An 18,095-nucleotide genomic window follows, 5' to 3' on the forward strand; every position below is an offset into this window, starting at 1 on the left:
TCACCCTTCTAATAGTTTAAGCATTAACTGTTCTGTTGCGGATTGAAACGTAACATTCTGGCTCAATCGCACCTGCGCCGTTAAAATAGCCTGCAGCGCCGTGGTTAGTTGCGCACTTGATCGCTGAGCCAAGACGCCGATCGCCGGCAAGTCAAGTTGTTGCATTGATGTTACCTGAAAATGTTGATTCAATGCATCAGCATAGGCCAAGCCGATCAGCGCCAACACTTGACGCTGACTATCAGCATCTTTAGCAATCGGCAGCAGTTGCGTCTGCACCCGAACAAAACTTTCCGGATCGTGATCCGCCAAACGCTCCAGTAACTGGAAAACCTTCGTCACCCGGTCTTGAAATGTTGCAGACGCCAACAAGGCCTGCGCATCAGCCACATTGCCAGTCAATCGGCCTGCGACTCGTGCCATTTGCGAGGTTGCTCCGCCTTCTTCTAGCTTTGCAATCACGGCTGAGCGATCAGGGCTTTGGAATGTAATAACCTGCGCCCGCGACAAAATGGTCGGTAAAAGTTGATTTTTCGAGGTTGCAGTCAAAATCACGGTCATCCCAGGCACTGGTTCCTCAAAAAATTTCAATAAGGAGTTTGCCGCGCCTGCTGTCATTTTATCAGCATCTTCAACAACAAACACACGTTGATTGCCTTCGACCCCGGTTTTGCTCATTTCTTGCTTCAACCCGCGAATATCGTCAACCTTGATGCTTTGCGTTTCTGTTTTGACCACCATCACATCCGGGTGATTATGATTCAAAATTCGCTCGCACTCAGGACACTGGCCACATGGCGCACCATCCTGCACATTTTGGCAAAATAGGCGCAAGGCGATCCACTCAGCCAAGGCCAGCTTGCCAGCCCCTTTTGGCCCCACAAACAAATACGACTGTGCCAATTGCTTGCGGTCAATGATTCGCGCAAACTGAGCCACGAGTTTAGGCTGAAGCGAATCAATTAAAAATTTGGTCATCAGAAGCGATGAAAGGCTTCGATCGGTAGGACAAAGACGGTGGCACCGCCGACTTGAACCTCAACCGGATAGGCCATCGAACTGTCAGACGTAGCGTCAAGATTGACTGGCGGTGTCATGAATTGTTGGCGGGTTTGCGAAGTCTCTTTGATAATCTTCAGAACTTCATCGACCCGATCATCAGCAATCCCGATAATGAAGGTTGTATTACCGGCTTTCAAAAAGCCACCAGTCGTTGATAATTTAGTTGCCTGGATATTAGCATCAATAAATTGACTGCTAAGCAAGTTGCTATCTTTATCTTGAACAATTGCGAGAATTAATTTCATGCGTGCCCTCCTTGACCGCGATGACGGTTATCACTTAGTTAAATAGTTCCGGAAAACGACGAGTAATGGTCTGAAAACAAGCGGCAACAACCTTTTCCAGTGGCTCAGTTGCATCAATCGACACGATTCGCTGAGGATTATCCACTATCAGTGTCATGTATGCATCATGAACGCGTTCATGAAAAGCCAGACTTTCCTGATCAAGTCGATCATATTGACGCTCGTTTTGATGGGACTTGATACGGTCAAGTCCCATCTGAACTGGCACATCTAGATACAATGTCAAAGCCGGCTCCAGTCCTGCAGTGGCAAATTGGTTCATTTTCAAAACGGCATCTGGCCCAATTTCTCGACCACCACCTTGATAGGCAACTGAACTGTCGACAAATCGATCACAGACAACAATGTCGCCTTGTGCTAGCGCTGGTTGAATCACTTCAACCAAGTGCTGTCGACGCGACGCCGCGTATAAAAGTGCTTCAGTCCGCGCATCCATAGCAGTGTTGGCAGGGTCGAGAATGACCTCGCGAATGGTCTCGGAAATCTTTGCGCCGCCTGGTTCTCTGGTCAAATGCAATGGCACCCGCACGTGCTGTTCGAGTTGCGGGATCAACGTCTTCAAAACGCTGGTCTTGCCTGCACCGTCTGGACCTTCGAATGTGATAAATGTGCCTGTCACTATATGCCGCTCCTTCTCTAAACGCGTTCTCTGGTGCAGAAGCCTACACATAAGGACCTTGGCCGCAATAACCAAAGTGCGGCCATCACGCCCAAGCCTGCTTATGTTCCGGTTTCTAACCGCACCAGTTCACGCTCTTTTTGGAATTAAGTCCATTTTACTTGATATGTTTCACAATTAAAAACTTATCTGCAAATTCACGAGACTAATAAGTCGTTATACATAGGCAAAAAAGCGGCAAATGCCATGATCCTGAAATGGCAGTCATGGGCATTTGCCGCTTTAGTGAATGTTGATTGGTATCGGGTAGCTGCACGATGCCCTAATGGTGAATGAGTTATGCTTGGCATTGAGGTTTTTGCATGCCTCCTAGGAAGGCGAAAAAAGATGCCACTCGGCGTAGCAAATGATTGGCGCGTTGAACGTTCTCTTGTTGGTACGTGGAAAAGCTCTGTTACCGCTTCACGACTCTCTGAACCGCGCAAAAAAGCGCAGAAACCTCCGTGTAAGGACTTTGAACCAAAAGAGCCACGCCCAGCCCTTTTGGTTCAAGGCCACTTACATTCCGGTTTCTAACCGCGCTTTTTTGCGCTCTATAAATCTCTATACTCCGCAATTTGCTCCGCAGCCACTCGGGCCACAAGTTCGCCCTTGATTTGGCGGGTGCGCGCTTCGCGGTAGAGAAAGTCGAATAGGCCTGTCTGTAAGGCTACTTGCGCTTTGGTTTGTTCGTCGACTTCTCGAAAAGTAGCAACGAGCTTGCGTTGTGCCGACATCTGGTCGCGGACGCGATAGACGAGCATCATTAATTCTTCGTCTTTTTCTTCCTTGACCTTTACCTGTTTGCGTCCAAACATTACAGCTCAGTCCTTCCTTCAACCGCCTTCATCAAGGTCATTTCATCAGCATACTCAATATCACTGCCGACCGACAGCCCATGGGCTAAGCGAGTGACCTTAATACCAGCTGGTTTAATCAGCCGAGCCAGGTATTGGGCGGTGGCTTCACCTTCAGGCGTGGCATTAGTGGCGATAATGACTTCTTTGACTGCCTTATTTGCCTTAAGCCGTTTTAACAAACTCTCAATATTCAGATCTTCAGGACCGCGGCCTTCGATTGGTGATAAAACGCCATGTAATACATGATACAAGCCATGATAATCCTGAGCCCGATCAATGCTCATGACGTCTTTAGGTTGTTCAACGACCAATATCGTGCTTTGGTCGCGACTTTTATCGCGACAAATAGCACACGGATCCTCATCGGTAATGTTGCCACAAATGGAACAATAATGCAGATCCTCTTTTGCCGCGACAAGACTTTTAGCGAACGCCGTCACATCGTCCTTATTCATATCAATGGTGTAAAAAGCCAGCCGTGTTGCGGTTTTTGCCCCGATACCCGGGAGGCGCATATAACTGTCGATCAATTTACTGATCGGTTCTGGATATTGCATAGTGTCCCCTCTTGTTGTGAAAACGTACTGAGTGATGATCTTTGCTGTCATGAGAACAGCTTTGGTTTCAAAATGATGCTTATTTGCTTATGTTGCTGAAACTTTGGGTGCGAACTTGGGTTGTTGTAAAAGTTCGGTTTATGCGGTGAAGACTTCTTGATGATACTTGTGGTCCATTGTTGTTCTCCGAAACGCGCAAAAAGGCGCAGAAACCTCCATGTAAGGACCTTGAACCAAAAGGGCCAAAGCCCCAGCCCTTTTGGTTCAAGGCCGCTTACACTCCGGTTTCTAACCGCGCCTTTTTGCGCTCTGTTGTTACATTGGCAATCCGCGTGTATACTTGCCCATCTTATCTTGAGTTTCCTTATCAATGGTTCCCATGGCTTGATTAACCGCTTCGATAATCAAGTCTTGGAGCATGTCCGGATCGTCTGGATCGATGGCTTCTGGTTTGATTTGAATGTCTTTCATGATCTTTTCACCAGTAAACTTAACGGTGACCATATCGGAAGCTGACTTGCCTTCAAATTCCGTTGCATACAGTTCCTTTTGTGCTGCCTGCATTTCCTTTTGCATTTTCTGCATCTGCTTCATCATGCCTTGCATATTACCCATTCCACGCATGTTTCATCATCCTTTTCTAGTCATTTTTGATTGTTACGTTAGGTGCATCTTTACCAAATAGTTCTGTTAATTTGCTAACAACTGGCGGTATCTGCGGTTTAGTGTCAGCTTTCTGTTCCTTGTTTTCAGGGGCCTTCAATTCTTGAATATAATCTTGTCGAATGGTTGGCCAGACATCACTTTGAACCAAAACAATTTTTGGCTGCTTGCCGGTTAATTTTTGCAGACCACTTTCCAATTCCGTCATCAGCGCGGCATCATTCATGGCGCGTTCAACGTAGATATCATAATCGAAACTCACGATCACACCGTTAGGACTGGCAGCAACCGGTTCACTGACTTTCATCATGGCGCGTTTCGTGATACTAAGCAGACCCAGCAGATTCGGCCAAACATCCTTTAAATTGGTCAGGTCCTGTTTGGTTGCGGCACCTAAAATCGGATAAATAGCTTTACGATTGACATGGTTGGCTTTGGCCTTCACATGTTTCCGGGTTCTGGTTGGTGGCGGAATGGTGCCGCCGTTCGCCTCGACCCGTTTCAGTTGATCACTCAGCTGTTTGACTTTTGCCGTCAATTTTTCAAATTGCGGATTTTCTGCCTGTGCTGGTGCTGCCGTAACCTGTGGCGTTGTCGTTTCGCTTAATCGAACCGTTGCCACTTCTAGATAAATTTCCGGATGATTGGTCATCCGCAGTTGTTGCTGCGTGCTATTCAACACGTCAATCATGTGGTAGATCTGCTCTGGCTTGAAGTTCTCGCTCAGAATTTTGAATTGATCATCAAGTAAGCTTTTTTCTAAATCACCCAAGAGTGTCGGTGCTTGTTGATTAACCAACAGATCCCGCAAGTATTCAATCAGATCTTCGATTAACCGCCCAGGATCTTTACCTGACGCTAACAAATCCTCGATCATTTTCAATGCCTGCGCATGATCCTTGGCGAGGACCGCGGCTAAATACTTGCCCAAAACAGCAGTGGTCACACCGCCTGTGACATCAAGTGCATCTTCCGTTGTGACGTGATTATCGCCAAAACTCAACACTTGATCAAGAATCGATAAGGCATCCCGCATGCCGCCTTCAGCTGCTTTGGCAATCACTTTCAACGCAGCATCGTCGTATGTGATTTGCTTATCATCCAAAATAAAACGCATTCGCTTAACGATATCTTCCGGCGTGATCCGGCGAAAATCAAATCGTTGTGTTCGCGAAATAATCGTTGCTGGGATTTTATGTGGCTCCGTCGTGGCTAAAATAAACACCACATGCGCCGGCGGTTCTTCCAGCGTTTTCAACAGAGCATTGAAGGCCCCGCTCGATAACATATGCACTTCATCGATGATATACACTTTGACGCGAGCTTGTGTTGGCGCATATTTTGCCTTGTCCCGAATGTCACGAATCTCATCCACGCCGTTGTTAGAAGCGGCATCAATTTCGATAACATCGGTCAAACTGCCATTATTAATAGCCTGACAAATTTCACAAGTATTATCTGGCTCACCATCCTCCAAGTGTAGACAGTTCAGTGCCTTGGCCAGAATCTTGGCGACCGATGTTTTACCGGTACCGCGGGGGCCGGTAAAAAGATAGGCGTGGCTTGTCTGGCCAGTAATCAGCGCATTTTTCAGCGTCTTGGTGATGGCTTCTTGGCCAATCACATCTTTAAATTGCTGCGGGCGCCACACCCGATATAACGCTTGATAACTCACCATGCCGCCTCCTTTAAACGCACCCGTTCACGCTCTTCTTAGTGAAATATTCGCTGTGTTCTAGTTTACCATAGCTGCCTCATGAGTAGACAGAATCTGCGACAACAAAAACGGCCGCTCCAATTACAAGCGACCGGTCAATTTCTCAATAACAAAAGGCACATGACGAACCTACCTTAGTGCTGCTTCCTTCCGGACCTGACACGATTCGGAAAGCCATCATTGCCTTAAGGCCTTTCGGCAGTTTTCATTATAACTGATTTTCACTGGTTTGACCAGCCCGCTTGGCGGCTTTTCTTTTGGCTCGGATCGTTCGGAAAAACGTTTGCAGCAACGTGGCGCTTTCATCGGCTTTGATGCCGCTGACCACAACAACTTGATGATTAAAGCGGGTGTCCGCCAATAAATTATAAAAAGTGCCAGCAACGCCTGCTTTAGGATCAGTGGCACCAAAGTAACACGTCGCCACGCGCGCATTGATCATAGCGCCGGCACACATTGGACATGGTTCTAACGTGACAAATAAGCTGCAATCTTCCAGCCGCCATGTACCAAGCGTTTTGCATGCAGCCTGAATCGCCAGCATCTCGGCATGATGCGTCGCGTCTTGAGTTGTTTCACGCAGATTATAACCACGACCGATAATCTCGCCTTGATGGACGATCACTGCGCCAATCGGCACTTCGCCGATTGCAGCGGCTTTTTTGGCCTCGGTTAGAGCCGCATCCATAAATTGATTGATGTCGTGTTCGTCCATGATTGCCAAGCACTCCTTGTTTTATCATTCTGATGCCAATAAATAGCCGTCCATCAGGAAAATCCTCATGGACGGCTATTTTGATCACGCAGCCAGTTTATTTACCTGACGTGTGATAAGCCACTTGTCGCTAAACTAACGGCTAGTGACTCAGTGCTGCCTTTAAGCGATCAATGGCTGCCATGCCTTGGTCGCGAGCCGATCCGGCATATTCGCTAGCACTGTCTTTTAGACTGCGCAGCTTATCGCTAACCCGGAGCAGACTGGCAACATCATCATCGCTCAATTTATCTAAAACGGTTTGAACCCGATCACTGTAGCCAAAAATCTTTTTCACGAAGCCTTCAACCTGACGCCGCTGGTGCTGCCGTTCAAAATATTCAGTCAAACTTTTGGCACACACAAATGCCCCTGCTGCGATTGCGGCAGCGGCCACTGCACCACCTAATGCGAGATATTTCGATTTTGTCATGTCATATTGCTCCTTTCTGTCCTGACCTGAGTGTACCACGCCTAGTATAAAAACACTTATTTTGTCGCTTTAAGAATATAGTACCCGTGTTCCTTTTTTACAATGCTGGCATCTGGATAAATTGTTTTCATCAGTTTCAATGCAGATGGCGCACCTTGTTTCTTTTGAATCACCGCATATAACTGACCATGCGGCAACAAATGCTCGGCAGCGCCGGCAAGAATACCGGAAACGATGGTTTTACCAGCACGAATCGGCGGATTCGTCACAATCACGCCAAATTGGCCATCTATCTGATCATACATGGAACTTTCGACAATCGTGACATTGCTGATAGCGTTATCCGTTGCATTGCGCTGTGCCAAAGCAAGTGCACGTTCATTCACATCACTCATCGTTACTTGGCGATCAGGAAAGTGCTTCGCCAAAGCAAGCCCAATCGGCCCGTAACCCGTTCCAACATCAAGTATCGGTCCCGTTGGCAATTCTTCTGCCAGTATGGTTGCGATCAAAACCCGACTGCCAAAATCCACTGTGTGTTTCGAAAACACGCCATTATCGCTGGTAAAGCGGAGCGAATGCCCACCTAACTCAAAGTCAAAGCTGTGCTCATCATGGGCCAAATCAGGATCATTCGTATAATAGTGATTCAATATTGGTGCCTCCTTGTTTTGCGCAGCGCTAAAAATTATCTGCTAGCCCTCAGCCATGAAAAAGGACTGTCAAAGACCATACTCTAATAACACCTAACATCCGGTTATTTGTCAATGCCTTGACCGAGTCGGCTCACCCAGGCTAACCGCTTTGGCCACCACTTGTTCGGCGTTGCAAAAGTGACCTTCTGATTCACGACCATCATGATCTGCAGCAACGTGAATAGCAATGACGTCCGTTTACGATAAGCAACGTACTTCGGTACCCACTCAGTCACATATTTATTTTTATACGAGCGCAATCCTTGGAATCCATAAAACCGATAACCGTATTCATACACAAGGTGAGCAATCTTTTCTTCAATAAAAGAATAACTAGACGTACCGACATTCGCCAGCGGGGCCATCCCCATATTGAAATACTTAAAGCCACGATCCTTGGCCAATTCAAACAGATGAATAAACACTTCATCCATAATACCAGAAGGCGCATCGGCACTGGAACGCATCAAATCAATGCTAGTGACTTCATTATTACCCGTCGGCATATCGGTCGCAAACGCCACAATCTTGCCATCCGGCGCTCGCACAACCGCAATCGGTGCCTGATTCAGGTAATGGCGATCAAAGAACCCCAAGCTGAACCCTTTCTCACTGCGCCCGTCCAACCATGAATCAGACACGGTTTGAAGGTCGTCTAGCAAAGCATCATCAAACGGCGGCTTGAGCAGCTCGACACTGTAGCCTTCACGCTCAAACTTGTGCATAAGCGCCCGCTCACCTTTTCGCTTCGTGCCAGCCAATGTAAAGGTTGTCACATCCACATAACCTTCTTCACCAAACTTCATGAAGTCAAAGCCAAATTCATGCAACTTCATCGTCAGGCTTTCATTAATTTCATAAAAGACTAACGACATATCCTGATCGTCTGCCTGTTTCATAAAGTCAGCAATCGCGGCTGGAATTTGGGTCTCATCTCCAACCGGTTCACCCATGACAATGAGTTTATCGGCCTTCTTTTTAAACAGGAAGAACACGCGATCTTCACCGTCCACTTGATAAAAATGCAGCGATTTATCACGCATCAGTCCCAGATGGCTCACTTCATTCCCGCCAAATTTAGCCACAACCGCCTTCAAACGCGCCTCATCGTAAGGATCGGCCAGCGATTTTGTCGGCGCCGACAAATATCGGAAGATGAGATACACCGTCAGCGCGGCCAGCATGACCCCGATCAAGGTAGTGAAGAACATCCGCTCAGACGGGAAAAGGAAAACATCTGGCACATGCCGGTGATGAATGGCAGGCGCATTATAGAACACAGCAAATGCATAAAAGATAAATGTCAAGCCAAAGACGGCACCATCAATCAGCTTGTTGCCCCACGACAGCGCCAACCGGTCTCTGGTCAATTCACGACGCGTCAAGATAAGCGCAATGACGACCAAAATAAGAAACACGATAAAGCGCAGATGATTATCCTCGCGCAATGACGCCACCATCGCCACAATCAACACAATCACAGTCGGCCAGTAAGCGCGCTTCACGCGGCTGGCAATGCCACGGCCAAAGCCAAGAATTAAGAAAGCCACAATGACATTTGTGACCCGATCAAGGAATAGGAAGGTGTAGGGATAAAGGCGCTGATACAAGGTGTTTTGAAAAGCAAGATCAGGCGCAACACCGCGCAAGAGCAACATAATCCCAGAAAAATACAGGAAAACCACTAGAAAGCCGAATGCTGCTTTGCGAATCAATTGCACTGGTAAGCCTTCAAGGTAAGCATTCAATCGTTTGCCAGCATCTTGCGCAAACAAACCGGCACCAATCAGGAACGGAATGACATAGTAGAAAAGCCGATAGAAAAGCAACCAAACAACGGCGGCACTACTGTCCAGACCCAACTGGCCGAGTTCAACAATCATTAACACATCAAAAGAACCCAAGCCGCCGGGCACCATTGAAATAACCCCGATGACATTCGCCACCATGAACAACGGCAAGACAGACGATAGCGGAATGGGCGCCTCAAGAAAATAACCAATCAAAAGAAAGAAAGCAGCACAACCGCCCCACTCAAGAAATGATCCCAGCGTCAGGCGCAACTGGCGTTTGAGTGGCATATCGGCAAAAAATTCACTATCACGCACATGGGAGATGATCATGAGCAATGGGAAATAAGCCGCACCGCCCACAAGCCAGACCCAATAGTTAGCAAACTCCGCCCCAATACCAAAAACAAAAATGACGACAATCCCGATCATGGACCAAAGCGACAACCCAGCCAACAAAAACATCGCGATTTTTGAAATCGCAAATAGCACCTGCTTTTGAGACGCTTTTTCATGGTAAAAGTTTGCCCGCAAACTAGCACCCAGTAACCCCCCAAAGCCGGCAATATTGGTGAAGGTGTTGACAATCCAGCCTGATTTAATGACATAAGCCGGTTTGTAGTGCCCTGGTAACAATTCAGTAATCACAAAATCATAAGTTAGCATCGGTGTAACGGCGATCAGCCCCACAACTAACAAAATCAAGAGCGAAACAGGGCTTTGCGTGGCGAGGCTCGCCCGCATTTGTTCCCCATTCAAATCTTGGCTGATCCGGCCAACCTCAAAAATCACAAACACTAGGACTGCTAGCACAAACAGTACTTTAAGTGTGGTGAGATGTTTCTTTAAAAACGATCCGGTTTCTCGGAATAGTTTTTTCATTGCTGCGTCCTCCGTGTCTATATTCCTATTCATTATAGGAAATCTACAAGCCCCTCGCACCCTTTCTGACCTTTTTGTAAGGTGATGTAAGTTTGCGAGATGATTGAAAAAATTTTTTAACTTTTTTAGTTGAAAACGCTTGACCTGAAACGCGTTACAGAAATTACACTCAGTCTAGAGTCAAGAGCGTGAACAGGAGCGCTTAGAAACCACATTTAGGTAATGATCTCAATCAAGTCAGCAGTTATTTTCAATCAACTCATAGGAGGTAAACATCATGTTAATGCAAACACATCTTTATCAGGAACTTCCTGTTTATCAGGATACGCAAATTGGCGCCTTGAAGGCCATCGCTCTAAAGTTGACCAATGATTTCAATTTTGATTATCAAGAGGTTCTAAGTTCCTTGTTAGCCAGCGCGGGTGAGCAAACGCAAACCATCAACGATCAGGCAATCTTAACGTATGGTCATGTCACCAGTTTGACAGAACCTGTTGTTATTGGCTTTGATTTTGGCAAGGCTTTACCTTGGGCCGCTGGTCACCAAATCAGTCAGGCGATTGTCTTGTTAGTCCCTGTCGACACAGCTGAGGCAACCATTCAGGATCGGCTTCAGACAATCTCCGCGGCAATTGCACAAGATCAGGATTTGAAAACAATGACCCAAACGGCAACAGCTGCAATCGCTTAGTCATGCTCACAATGAGCTACTGCATTAAGATCAACGTTTATGTCACAAAAGTCGGCATATCAGGGTCTAAAACAAAATGACCACTGACACGTCGGCTTTTTGTACGCTTGGCTTTAACTGCTTGTTATACTGGAACTGGAGGTGCTTTTATGGCGAATATTCATGACATTGCTCGACTATCCGGTTTCTCAACGGCAACGGTTTCGCGCGTCATCAATCAGCAACATTATGTAGCGCCTTCAACCCGCGCAGCGATTCAAGCAGTGATCGATCAACTTGATTACGTACCAAGCACAATGGCACAAAACCTTAGCGCAGGCAAAACGCGGACAATCGGGGTCATCTTGCCGCACACTGATCATCCCTATTTTGAACAGCTTGTGACCGGCATTTTGAATGCAGCAATGGCCGGCAATTATCATGCGGTGATCCTGCCATCTCGCTATGATCAGTCACTCGAACAAGACTATTTAGAAGACTTACGCCGTCATGCATATGATGGCTTGATCTTCACGTCTCATGGTCTTGGCCTGCGCACAATTGCTAAGTATCAAAAATATGGCCCTATTGTGGTTTGCGAAAATCCGGGAAAAATCAAACTCGCCGCCGCTTACGCCGACCGAACACCTGCTTATCAAGAGGCATTCCAGTGGATGGGTAACCAAGGCTACAGCAAAATCGCCTTGCTGCTAAGTCGGCCCTATGCCCAAAGTGCGACTAGTAAACTTACCATCAACAGCTATGTGGATGTGTTCGGTAAACGTCCTGCTGACGAAATGATTGTCTATCACATGCGAACCTTCGAAGATGGCTATCAAGCTGGTGCGCGGTTAGTCAATGAGCATCCAGACTTTATCCTCGGCAATGGGGACGATATCACGGCCGGTCTTCGCCAGTATTTCGTCGACCATCACCTGCCCATCCCTCCTTTAATGGGTCAAGAGAATCAGCTTTCCAGTCGATTACTGCAAATGAGTACGATCGATCATCATGTTACAGCCATCGGTGCAGCAGCGTTAAAACTGGCCTTGCGCGATGACATTGCTCAGACGGTGATTCAATCCGATTTGATTTTACGGTAAGTATATGACAATAAAAAAGCAGCAACCTGCCATGGCTTCAAAGCCATGATAGGTTGCTGCTTTACTTTTTGCCGATACGCTGCTGCCCTAAACGTAACGCATGGACAGGCTATTCTTCACGTTGTTTCCGTTTCAATCCTAATACCCCCATCAGACTGACCACAATGACACCCAAGAAGCCAAACGCTGGCCGCTCAGTTGTCTCTGCTGTCTTGGGTAATGCTCCCTTACCGGATGTATGTTGACCATTACGATCAGTCGTATCATCCGTGCTCGTTGACGTCGTTGTGGCTGGCTTTGTTGGGATATTACCGCCAGAACTAGGCTGGCTGCCCTCATCGCCTTTGTTCTTACCTGTGTCGCCTGGAGCGGGCGCCGGGGTACCTTGACCGCCGCCTTTGTCGCTAGTACCGCTTGTATCGTCGCCTTTACCAGCTGTCTTGGCCGCTTCAACGGCAGCTGCCACCTTCGTTTTCAGACTTTGCAAAGCTTGTAAATGTGCAAGCTTGTCAGACGCATCAGCACTGGCTTGACCAGACGTCAATGTGTCAGCAATGTCGGCATACCAAGTTTTGCCAGTTGCAGCATCTTTAGCATTGCCAACCTCAGCCGGTGTTGCCGCTTTAATACCCTCCGCAAGTTTTGCTAATACTGCATCAAGTACCTTGGCAAGACTCGCTTGAAGCTGGTCGGCCGTTTGCGTGCCTGCTTGAGCTTGTGCCACTAGGTCGTCTAACGCTGCCGTAAATGTTTTGCCAGTGCTTGGATCAGTTTGATTGCCCAAGTCCGTTCCCAGCGCAGCCTTCACAGATTGCAACTGGTTAAGCAGCGAAGTCTTCTTATCTGCAGGTAATTTGGCAGCTAATTGATTGATCGCAGTTTGCAGGTCTCGATTGGCACCAGTAAGTGAATCAACTGAGGCGTCCGTCTGATCAAGCGCCATTTGTGCCTTCTGCGTTGCCGCTGCTAAAGCAGTCGTTGTGGCATCATCATACTTACCGCTGGCACTTAGCGTTTTGGCGGAAGCAATCAGATTAGTCAGTGCCTGCTTAGCTGCCTGCAATTGTGCAGGATCATCAGTCTTGATATTGGTCACAACATAGTCGACGGCTGGTGATTCATTACCGTATAAATCAGTCGACTTAAACTTGAAGGTGCCATTTGCCGTGACCGTGACACCGGCTGCCGGCACATCCTGATATGTCTTGCCACCATCAGCACTATACTGAACCGTTTCACCCGTTGCGGCAGCGTTTGTCGTCAGAGTCACCGTTTTGGCTGGTTCAGTAGTACTTGGCGTCACAGTTGGTGCTGCCAGTGTTTTCTTTGGTTCGTAGTAAACTGTGATCTTCTTGGTCGTGGTGTTGTTTTCGCTATCTGTAACAGCAACAGTCAGCACGTTTTTGCCTTCGAGCAATTTAACGGGCTGATCAATAGCCATATGACCCGGTTTGCCGCTATTGATGTTGATGTCTGCGTATTGGCTGGCGACATGACTGCCGTTAATTGCCAGACTCAGATATTGTGCATTGTCAGTGGCCGTTCCGGTAATCTGGAAGTTCGGATCGTTGGTATAAACCGGTGCATCTGTCGAGCTGTCCAATGACAATGTTGGCGCCACTGCATCCAAAATGAAGGTCAACGCTTCTTGGAAGGTCTTGTTTTGAGTGGTGTCACCCACAACAACCCCAAACGGTTTTTGTCCAAGAGTACCTAAATCTAAAGTGAAACTGAAAGTCAGATCATCCTTGATTGGAATTTGCTTACCATCAACCTGCAACGTTGTCGTTGGGTGCTTGACCTTACCAGTAATCGTCGCAATCCCGGTCTTAGGGTCATAGAACTTAGCCGAGGTGGCATTGAATTCATTGGCACCAAATGTCACACCTTGATCGAACGTCACAGCATTCTTCAACACATCAGGATCATAAGACGAAGTAATCGTCTTTTGTTCCGTCGTGGTGTTGCCGTCTTCATCGGTGGCGGTCACCTTGGTGGTATTGTCACCATAATTAACCGGTACATCAACACTAAAGTGATGTTGTGCATCAAGTGCTGCTACGGTGTCGCCAACATTAACTGTCTTGGTGTCAGCACTAACCGTCCCTGTAACCTTGATGGTCGCTTCGGAGGTCTGATCCGAGCCATTGTTGAATTTCAAATCAGTAAAGGTTGGCGCCGTCAGCCGAACTTTGGTGTCAAAATGTTTAAGCAACTGGGTGTGCGCCTTATCGGCATATAGATCCACTTGCGCGGCGTAATCAGCATTCGTGACCGCCATTGAGGCAGTGAAACTGTTAGTCGCAGCATCGTAGGTTGTGTTCAAATCATGTTTCTTTCCTTGTGCATCAGTGTAAGTACCGTCAACCGCTGCTGGATACGTCCCACTAAACGTATACGTCCCGCCACCTTGAGTATTGGCTTCGTAGCCAGTTGTGGTGCTTGAGATCTTGTCTGGGATACCGCCGCCGTTCACAATTAAATCAAACGATGTAGACCCCGGCTTCTGAACGCTGGCATCTTGATCAGTGGCATTGGATGCATTATCAGTCAAGTACAGCTCAGCCGAATTGTCGCCATTGCCAAGTGCTTGGGCCTGTTCATCAGATAATGGCGTTTCAATTTTGGTGTACCCATCAGCCGTTGTCCCAGCATCGGTAAAGGTAGCATCAAGATTCGTCACTTCATTAATTGCAGTTTTAACGCTCTTGGTGGCATCAAGACCACTCAAATCATCCTTGGCTTCAGCTGTCAAATAATACTGGGTTTTCCCATTTTCCGTTTTGGCTGACAAAGCGACATGACGAACTGTCGGCGCCTTAGAGTCGAGCTTGAAAGGCACATCAAACACTTGACGTTTGTCGCCGCCTTCCGGTACACCGGAAATACGATAAGTATAACTGCCATCATCAGCCGTCTTGATGTTGCCATCACGTTGATCATAATAGGTGCCATCCCACGCTGGAGCATTGTAGTAGATGTACTGCTGCGAATGAGCATCATAATAGGTCTTCGTCTGATTGGTGGAACTGCTGAGAGTCGTAACTTTATTGCCCTGACCATCAAGAATATCAACTTGGACGTTGCTGATATTGCGCAATAGATAATACTGCATGCTGATGTCATTATATAAGGCATTCTTGTCACTCGAAAAAGCAATCGCCTGATCGTCAACTGTCTGGTTGCCATCAGCGTCTGTGACCATGCCGCCATAATATTGATTGCCTGTATTTTTGTTCGTCAATAGTGGCACGGTGCCATAATTACCACCAGCAGGACTATAAGTGATCCCATTGAGACTATCGACAATCTTACCGTCATTCCAGTCACCAAAAAAGCCCATGTATGGCAAGTTCAAGCGCGAACCATCGCTACCCTTAAAGTTCAGAAAACCTTCAACAAATTGCTGTTGGTCAAAAGACCTCGGCAAAGATAGTGTGAATTCAATCTGCGCCGTTTTCCCAGCAGGCACAGTTATGTCACTGCCGGCTTTAATGGCTGCTCCATCAATCTTCTTATCATACAAAACCCCAGAATTAGGGTCAGTCGCTGATGTATAAACGGCATTAGTATCCGTATTACTGTCCATTTGATAGGTTAGTTCATGGGTCGTGCGGTTCGTGAAGGTCAGTTTAAAAGTCTTGTCCGTACTCGTGAAGTCTTTCAATTCAACTGCCGGGTAGCCGTTTTCGGCGACAACCGTTGACGGATTCTTTTCTAATGCATCAATGGCTGCCTTCACATCAACAAGACCGGCCCCTTGCCGCCGCGGCGATACGATAACATTATTGTAGTTAATATCGTTGATTGGCTGGGCAGTATTCATCTCAACTGTCTTAAGAAAATCGGTGAGCGCTGTCCCTTTAAGTTGTTTGTAGTCAGCATAAAATGGGTTGTTTTTGTTATTCAATGCTTGTTTCAACAATGCTTGTGAACCGGCAATAAATGGCGAGGCCATTGACGTACCAGACATATTTGTGTAGCCATTGTTGTTTTGCGTTGACCAGATGTTGCCGCCTGGTGCGGTAATATCTGGTTTGAAGGAAAGATTGGAAACTGGCCCATAGGATGTGAAGTCAGACATCTTGTCTTCAGTATATTTCTGATTTGGTAACAGCGTCAGGGCAATCTTGACACCGAGACTATCATCCGGGTGTGCTGTGACCCAGTCAACCAGCTTTTGACCGGTTACACTGGAGAGCCCAAATGTTGGGAAGGTGGTGGTTAACGCAATAGAAGTCAACGGTGTTGCTGTGCCATCGTTGTTGACAATGATCAAGCCAGCAGCACCAGCGGCTTGGGCGTATTTTTGTTTGTCAGCAAAGGTAAGTTCGCCACGTTTAACGATGGCAATTTTGCCTTTAGCGTCAGCAGTATAGTCGGCTGCTGCCCCTTTGCTGAGGTTGCCACTAGCATCTTTGACAACATAAAACTTCTTTTGGTCAAAGCTACCAGTGAAATCGTTGCTTGAAAGCTGAATGGTTTCCGGTCCAAGCTGTAAACCTGTACCATCTGTAATGGTCACTGCCTGACTGATGACATCCGTGTTCTCAGCGGAAGCAACTGTGGTCGCTCCTCGTGATGTCCCTGGCGTTCCCACCATTTCATTGTCTTGCAAACCGTAATAATCTTTGTTGACACCTTCAGTTGCTGAACCGGATGTTCCTGAGTTCCCAGCAGAAATGACGGCGGCTGTTCCTGATTCGTTGGCATTTTGCACCGCAGCAATTTCTGGATCCTCCAAGGTTTGGTTGCCTGAATCAGATCCTAAGGACATGTTGAGGACATCGGCACCGATTTTTGCCGAGTCTTCAATGGCAGAAACCAAGGTAGCTGACCCAGTTGTTGCAGAAGTGTCAGAGTTGGTGAAAACTTTCATTGCCAGTAGCTGTGCTTCTGGCGCAACTCCGACAACAGACTTGGTTGGATCGTCACCTGTCCCGTTAGCACCGATGATCCCAGCAACATGCATGCCGTGTTGTTCGTCAACCGTATCATCTGTAATGGTGTCGTTATTATCAGCGTAATTAAACCCATATGGCACTTTTGAAGTAAAATAGCGGCCATGCTTGGCGGTATCAGTGAATTTTTCAACATCAGATTTGGTTAGTTTAACGTCTTTATCATCGCTTAGCCGCATGTCTTTATGTGTTGGATCAATGCCAGTGTCAATAACCGAGACCACTGTGCCTTCACCTTTATATTTGTAATTGGACCATACGGCTTGCACATTCGCCATCGAGTTTGCCCTAGCATCAGTCGGATAATAAACTTTCGCCAATGTGACTGTTTTAACTCCGGCAATTTGTTTCAGTTTAGGGATATCAACAACCCTAACTTTAGTTGAAAAGCCGTTAACGACATAGCCATAACTTTCACCGGCAGTTTGTTGGGTGACTTGTTCAACAGCTGCCTTAACGCTTGCCTGAGCCGCGATCACTTTATTGGTCTCCTGCTGAATCTCCGCCGTGCTGGAGTAATCAGTTCTTAAAGTGCCGTTTTCAGAGGCAGGCGCTGCGCTCATTTGAACAATGACGTCAACATAAATATCTTGCTGCTGAACTTTATTCAGCTTATTGTAATCAATACCTTTAGCCGCCAACTGTGTAGCAATCGCTTGATTCGTTGTCGCTGCGGTTGTGTCAGTGGCCGCTTGCTTAGCAGTCGCGGCCTTAACCGTATTTGCGAGTGATGATCCCTTAGTTTGCTGCGAGATAGCCGCCTTTGCTTGGATTTCGCCGACTGGCAAGACAGCCAGCGCCCCTAAAGCGACTGTACCGGCTAACAAGATCGATAGCCCTTTCTTTTTCCTTTGCATCCAATACCCTCCACTTCCCAAAAGTTTCAGAACCAAATCAAACCCTACGCTTGATGTAGTTAAGATTATATACTCTCGAAGAACAGATTCAACGAAAATTTTAATCTTTTATTAATTTTCCTATCTGT

14 protein-coding genes and 1 other RNA gene are annotated in these 18,095 nt (G+C 47.1%); 2 read left to right on the top strand and 13 right to left on the bottom strand.

Features of this window, described 5'->3' with window-relative positions; all coding sequences use genetic code 11:
• From holB to mprF, 12 genes are all read right to left on the bottom strand, one after another.
• Positions 1 to 978 carry a DNA polymerase III subunit delta' gene (gene holB / locus AC07KQ_RS10910; protein WP_003567093.1) on the bottom strand — a complete coding sequence of 326 codons (978 nt, stop codon included), beginning with the start codon at positions 976 to 978 and terminating at the stop codon, positions 1 to 3.
• Positions 978 to 1,307, bottom strand: coding sequence for a cyclic-di-AMP receptor (locus AC07KQ_RS10915; RefSeq protein WP_003567098.1), 330 nt, complete (start codon positions 1,305 to 1,307; stop codon positions 978 to 980). The genes holB and AC07KQ_RS10915 overlap by 1 nt, the downstream gene beginning before the upstream one ends.
• A 34-nt stretch (positions 1,308 to 1,341) precedes the next feature.
• Positions 1,342 to 1,986, bottom strand: coding sequence for a dTMP kinase (gene tmk / locus AC07KQ_RS10920; protein ID WP_003567099.1), 645 nt, complete (start codon positions 1,984 to 1,986; stop codon positions 1,342 to 1,344).
• A 593-nt stretch (positions 1,987 to 2,579) separates the two neighbouring features.
• Positions 2,580 to 2,843: a YaaL family protein gene (locus AC07KQ_RS10925; RefSeq protein ID WP_003571289.1), complete on the bottom strand. Its 264-nt coding sequence runs from the start codon at positions 2,841 to 2,843 to the stop codon at positions 2,580 to 2,582.
• Complete coding sequence (gene recR, locus AC07KQ_RS10930) at positions 2,843 to 3,442, bottom strand: recombination mediator RecR (protein ID WP_003567101.1); 600 nt, start codon at positions 3,440 to 3,442, stop codon at positions 2,843 to 2,845. Before recR ends, AC07KQ_RS10925 begins: the two co-directional genes overlap by 1 nt.
• 315 nt (positions 3,443 to 3,757) lie before the next feature.
• Positions 3,758 to 4,066: a YbaB/EbfC family nucleoid-associated protein gene (locus AC07KQ_RS10935; protein ID WP_003567105.1), complete on the bottom strand. Its 309-nt coding sequence runs from the start codon at positions 4,064 to 4,066 to the stop codon at positions 3,758 to 3,760.
• Between the two features lie 16 nt (positions 4,067 to 4,082).
• On the bottom strand, positions 4,083 to 5,780 hold the full coding sequence (gene dnaX / locus AC07KQ_RS10940) for a DNA polymerase III subunit gamma/tau (RefSeq protein ID WP_003571293.1): 1,698 nt from the start codon (positions 5,778 to 5,780) through the stop codon (positions 4,083 to 4,085).
• A gap of 147 nt (positions 5,781 to 5,927) precedes the next feature.
• Positions 5,928 to 6,014: signal recognition particle sRNA small type (gene ffs, locus AC07KQ_RS10945), an RNA gene on the bottom strand.
• 16 nt (positions 6,015 to 6,030) lie between these two features.
• On the bottom strand, positions 6,031 to 6,537 hold the full coding sequence (gene tadA, locus AC07KQ_RS10950) for a tRNA adenosine(34) deaminase TadA (protein WP_003659520.1): 507 nt from the start codon (positions 6,535 to 6,537) through the stop codon (positions 6,031 to 6,033).
• Between the two features lie 142 nt (positions 6,538 to 6,679).
• Positions 6,680 to 7,009 carry a hypothetical protein gene (locus AC07KQ_RS10955; RefSeq protein ID WP_274991019.1) on the bottom strand — a complete coding sequence of 110 codons (330 nt, stop codon included), beginning with the start codon at positions 7,007 to 7,009 and terminating at the stop codon, positions 6,680 to 6,682.
• 56 nt (positions 7,010 to 7,065) lie between these two features.
• Positions 7,066 to 7,662 (bottom strand): class I SAM-dependent methyltransferase, encoded by a 597-nt coding sequence (locus AC07KQ_RS10960; protein WP_003567112.1) that lies wholly within the window; start codon positions 7,660 to 7,662, stop codon positions 7,066 to 7,068.
• A 104-nt stretch (positions 7,663 to 7,766) separates the two neighbouring features.
• A complete protein-coding gene (gene mprF, locus AC07KQ_RS10965; RefSeq protein ID WP_003571315.1) occupies positions 7,767 to 10,376 on the bottom strand; it encodes a bifunctional lysylphosphatidylglycerol flippase/synthetase MprF in 2,610 nt (869 codons plus the stop codon).
• 277 nt (positions 10,377 to 10,653) lie between these two features.
• On the opposite strand from mprF, the gene AC07KQ_RS10970 reads away from it, so the two are divergent.
• Together AC07KQ_RS10970 and AC07KQ_RS10975 are read left to right on the top strand one after the other, a co-directional pair.
• The gene (locus AC07KQ_RS10970; RefSeq protein WP_003571317.1) at positions 10,654 to 11,067 is read left to right on the top strand and encodes a hypothetical protein; all 414 of its coding nucleotides are present in this window, start codon (positions 10,654 to 10,656) and stop codon (positions 11,065 to 11,067) included.
• A 149-nt stretch (positions 11,068 to 11,216) separates the two neighbouring features.
• Positions 11,217 to 12,149 (top strand): LacI family DNA-binding transcriptional regulator, encoded by a 933-nt coding sequence (locus tag AC07KQ_RS10975; RefSeq protein WP_003567118.1) that lies wholly within the window; start codon positions 11,217 to 11,219, stop codon positions 12,147 to 12,149.
• A gap of 109 nt (positions 12,150 to 12,258) precedes the next feature.
• Here the strand turns inward: AC07KQ_RS10975 and prtP are convergent, their stop codons facing one another.
• Complete coding sequence (gene prtP, locus AC07KQ_RS10980; RefSeq protein ID WP_289420603.1) at positions 12,259 to 17,967, bottom strand: PII-type proteinase; 5,709 nt, start codon at positions 17,965 to 17,967, stop codon at positions 12,259 to 12,261.
• Positions 17,968 to 18,095 lie beyond the last annotated feature (128 nt).

This window comes from Lacticaseibacillus sp. YLM2-1 (assembly GCF_056583465.1).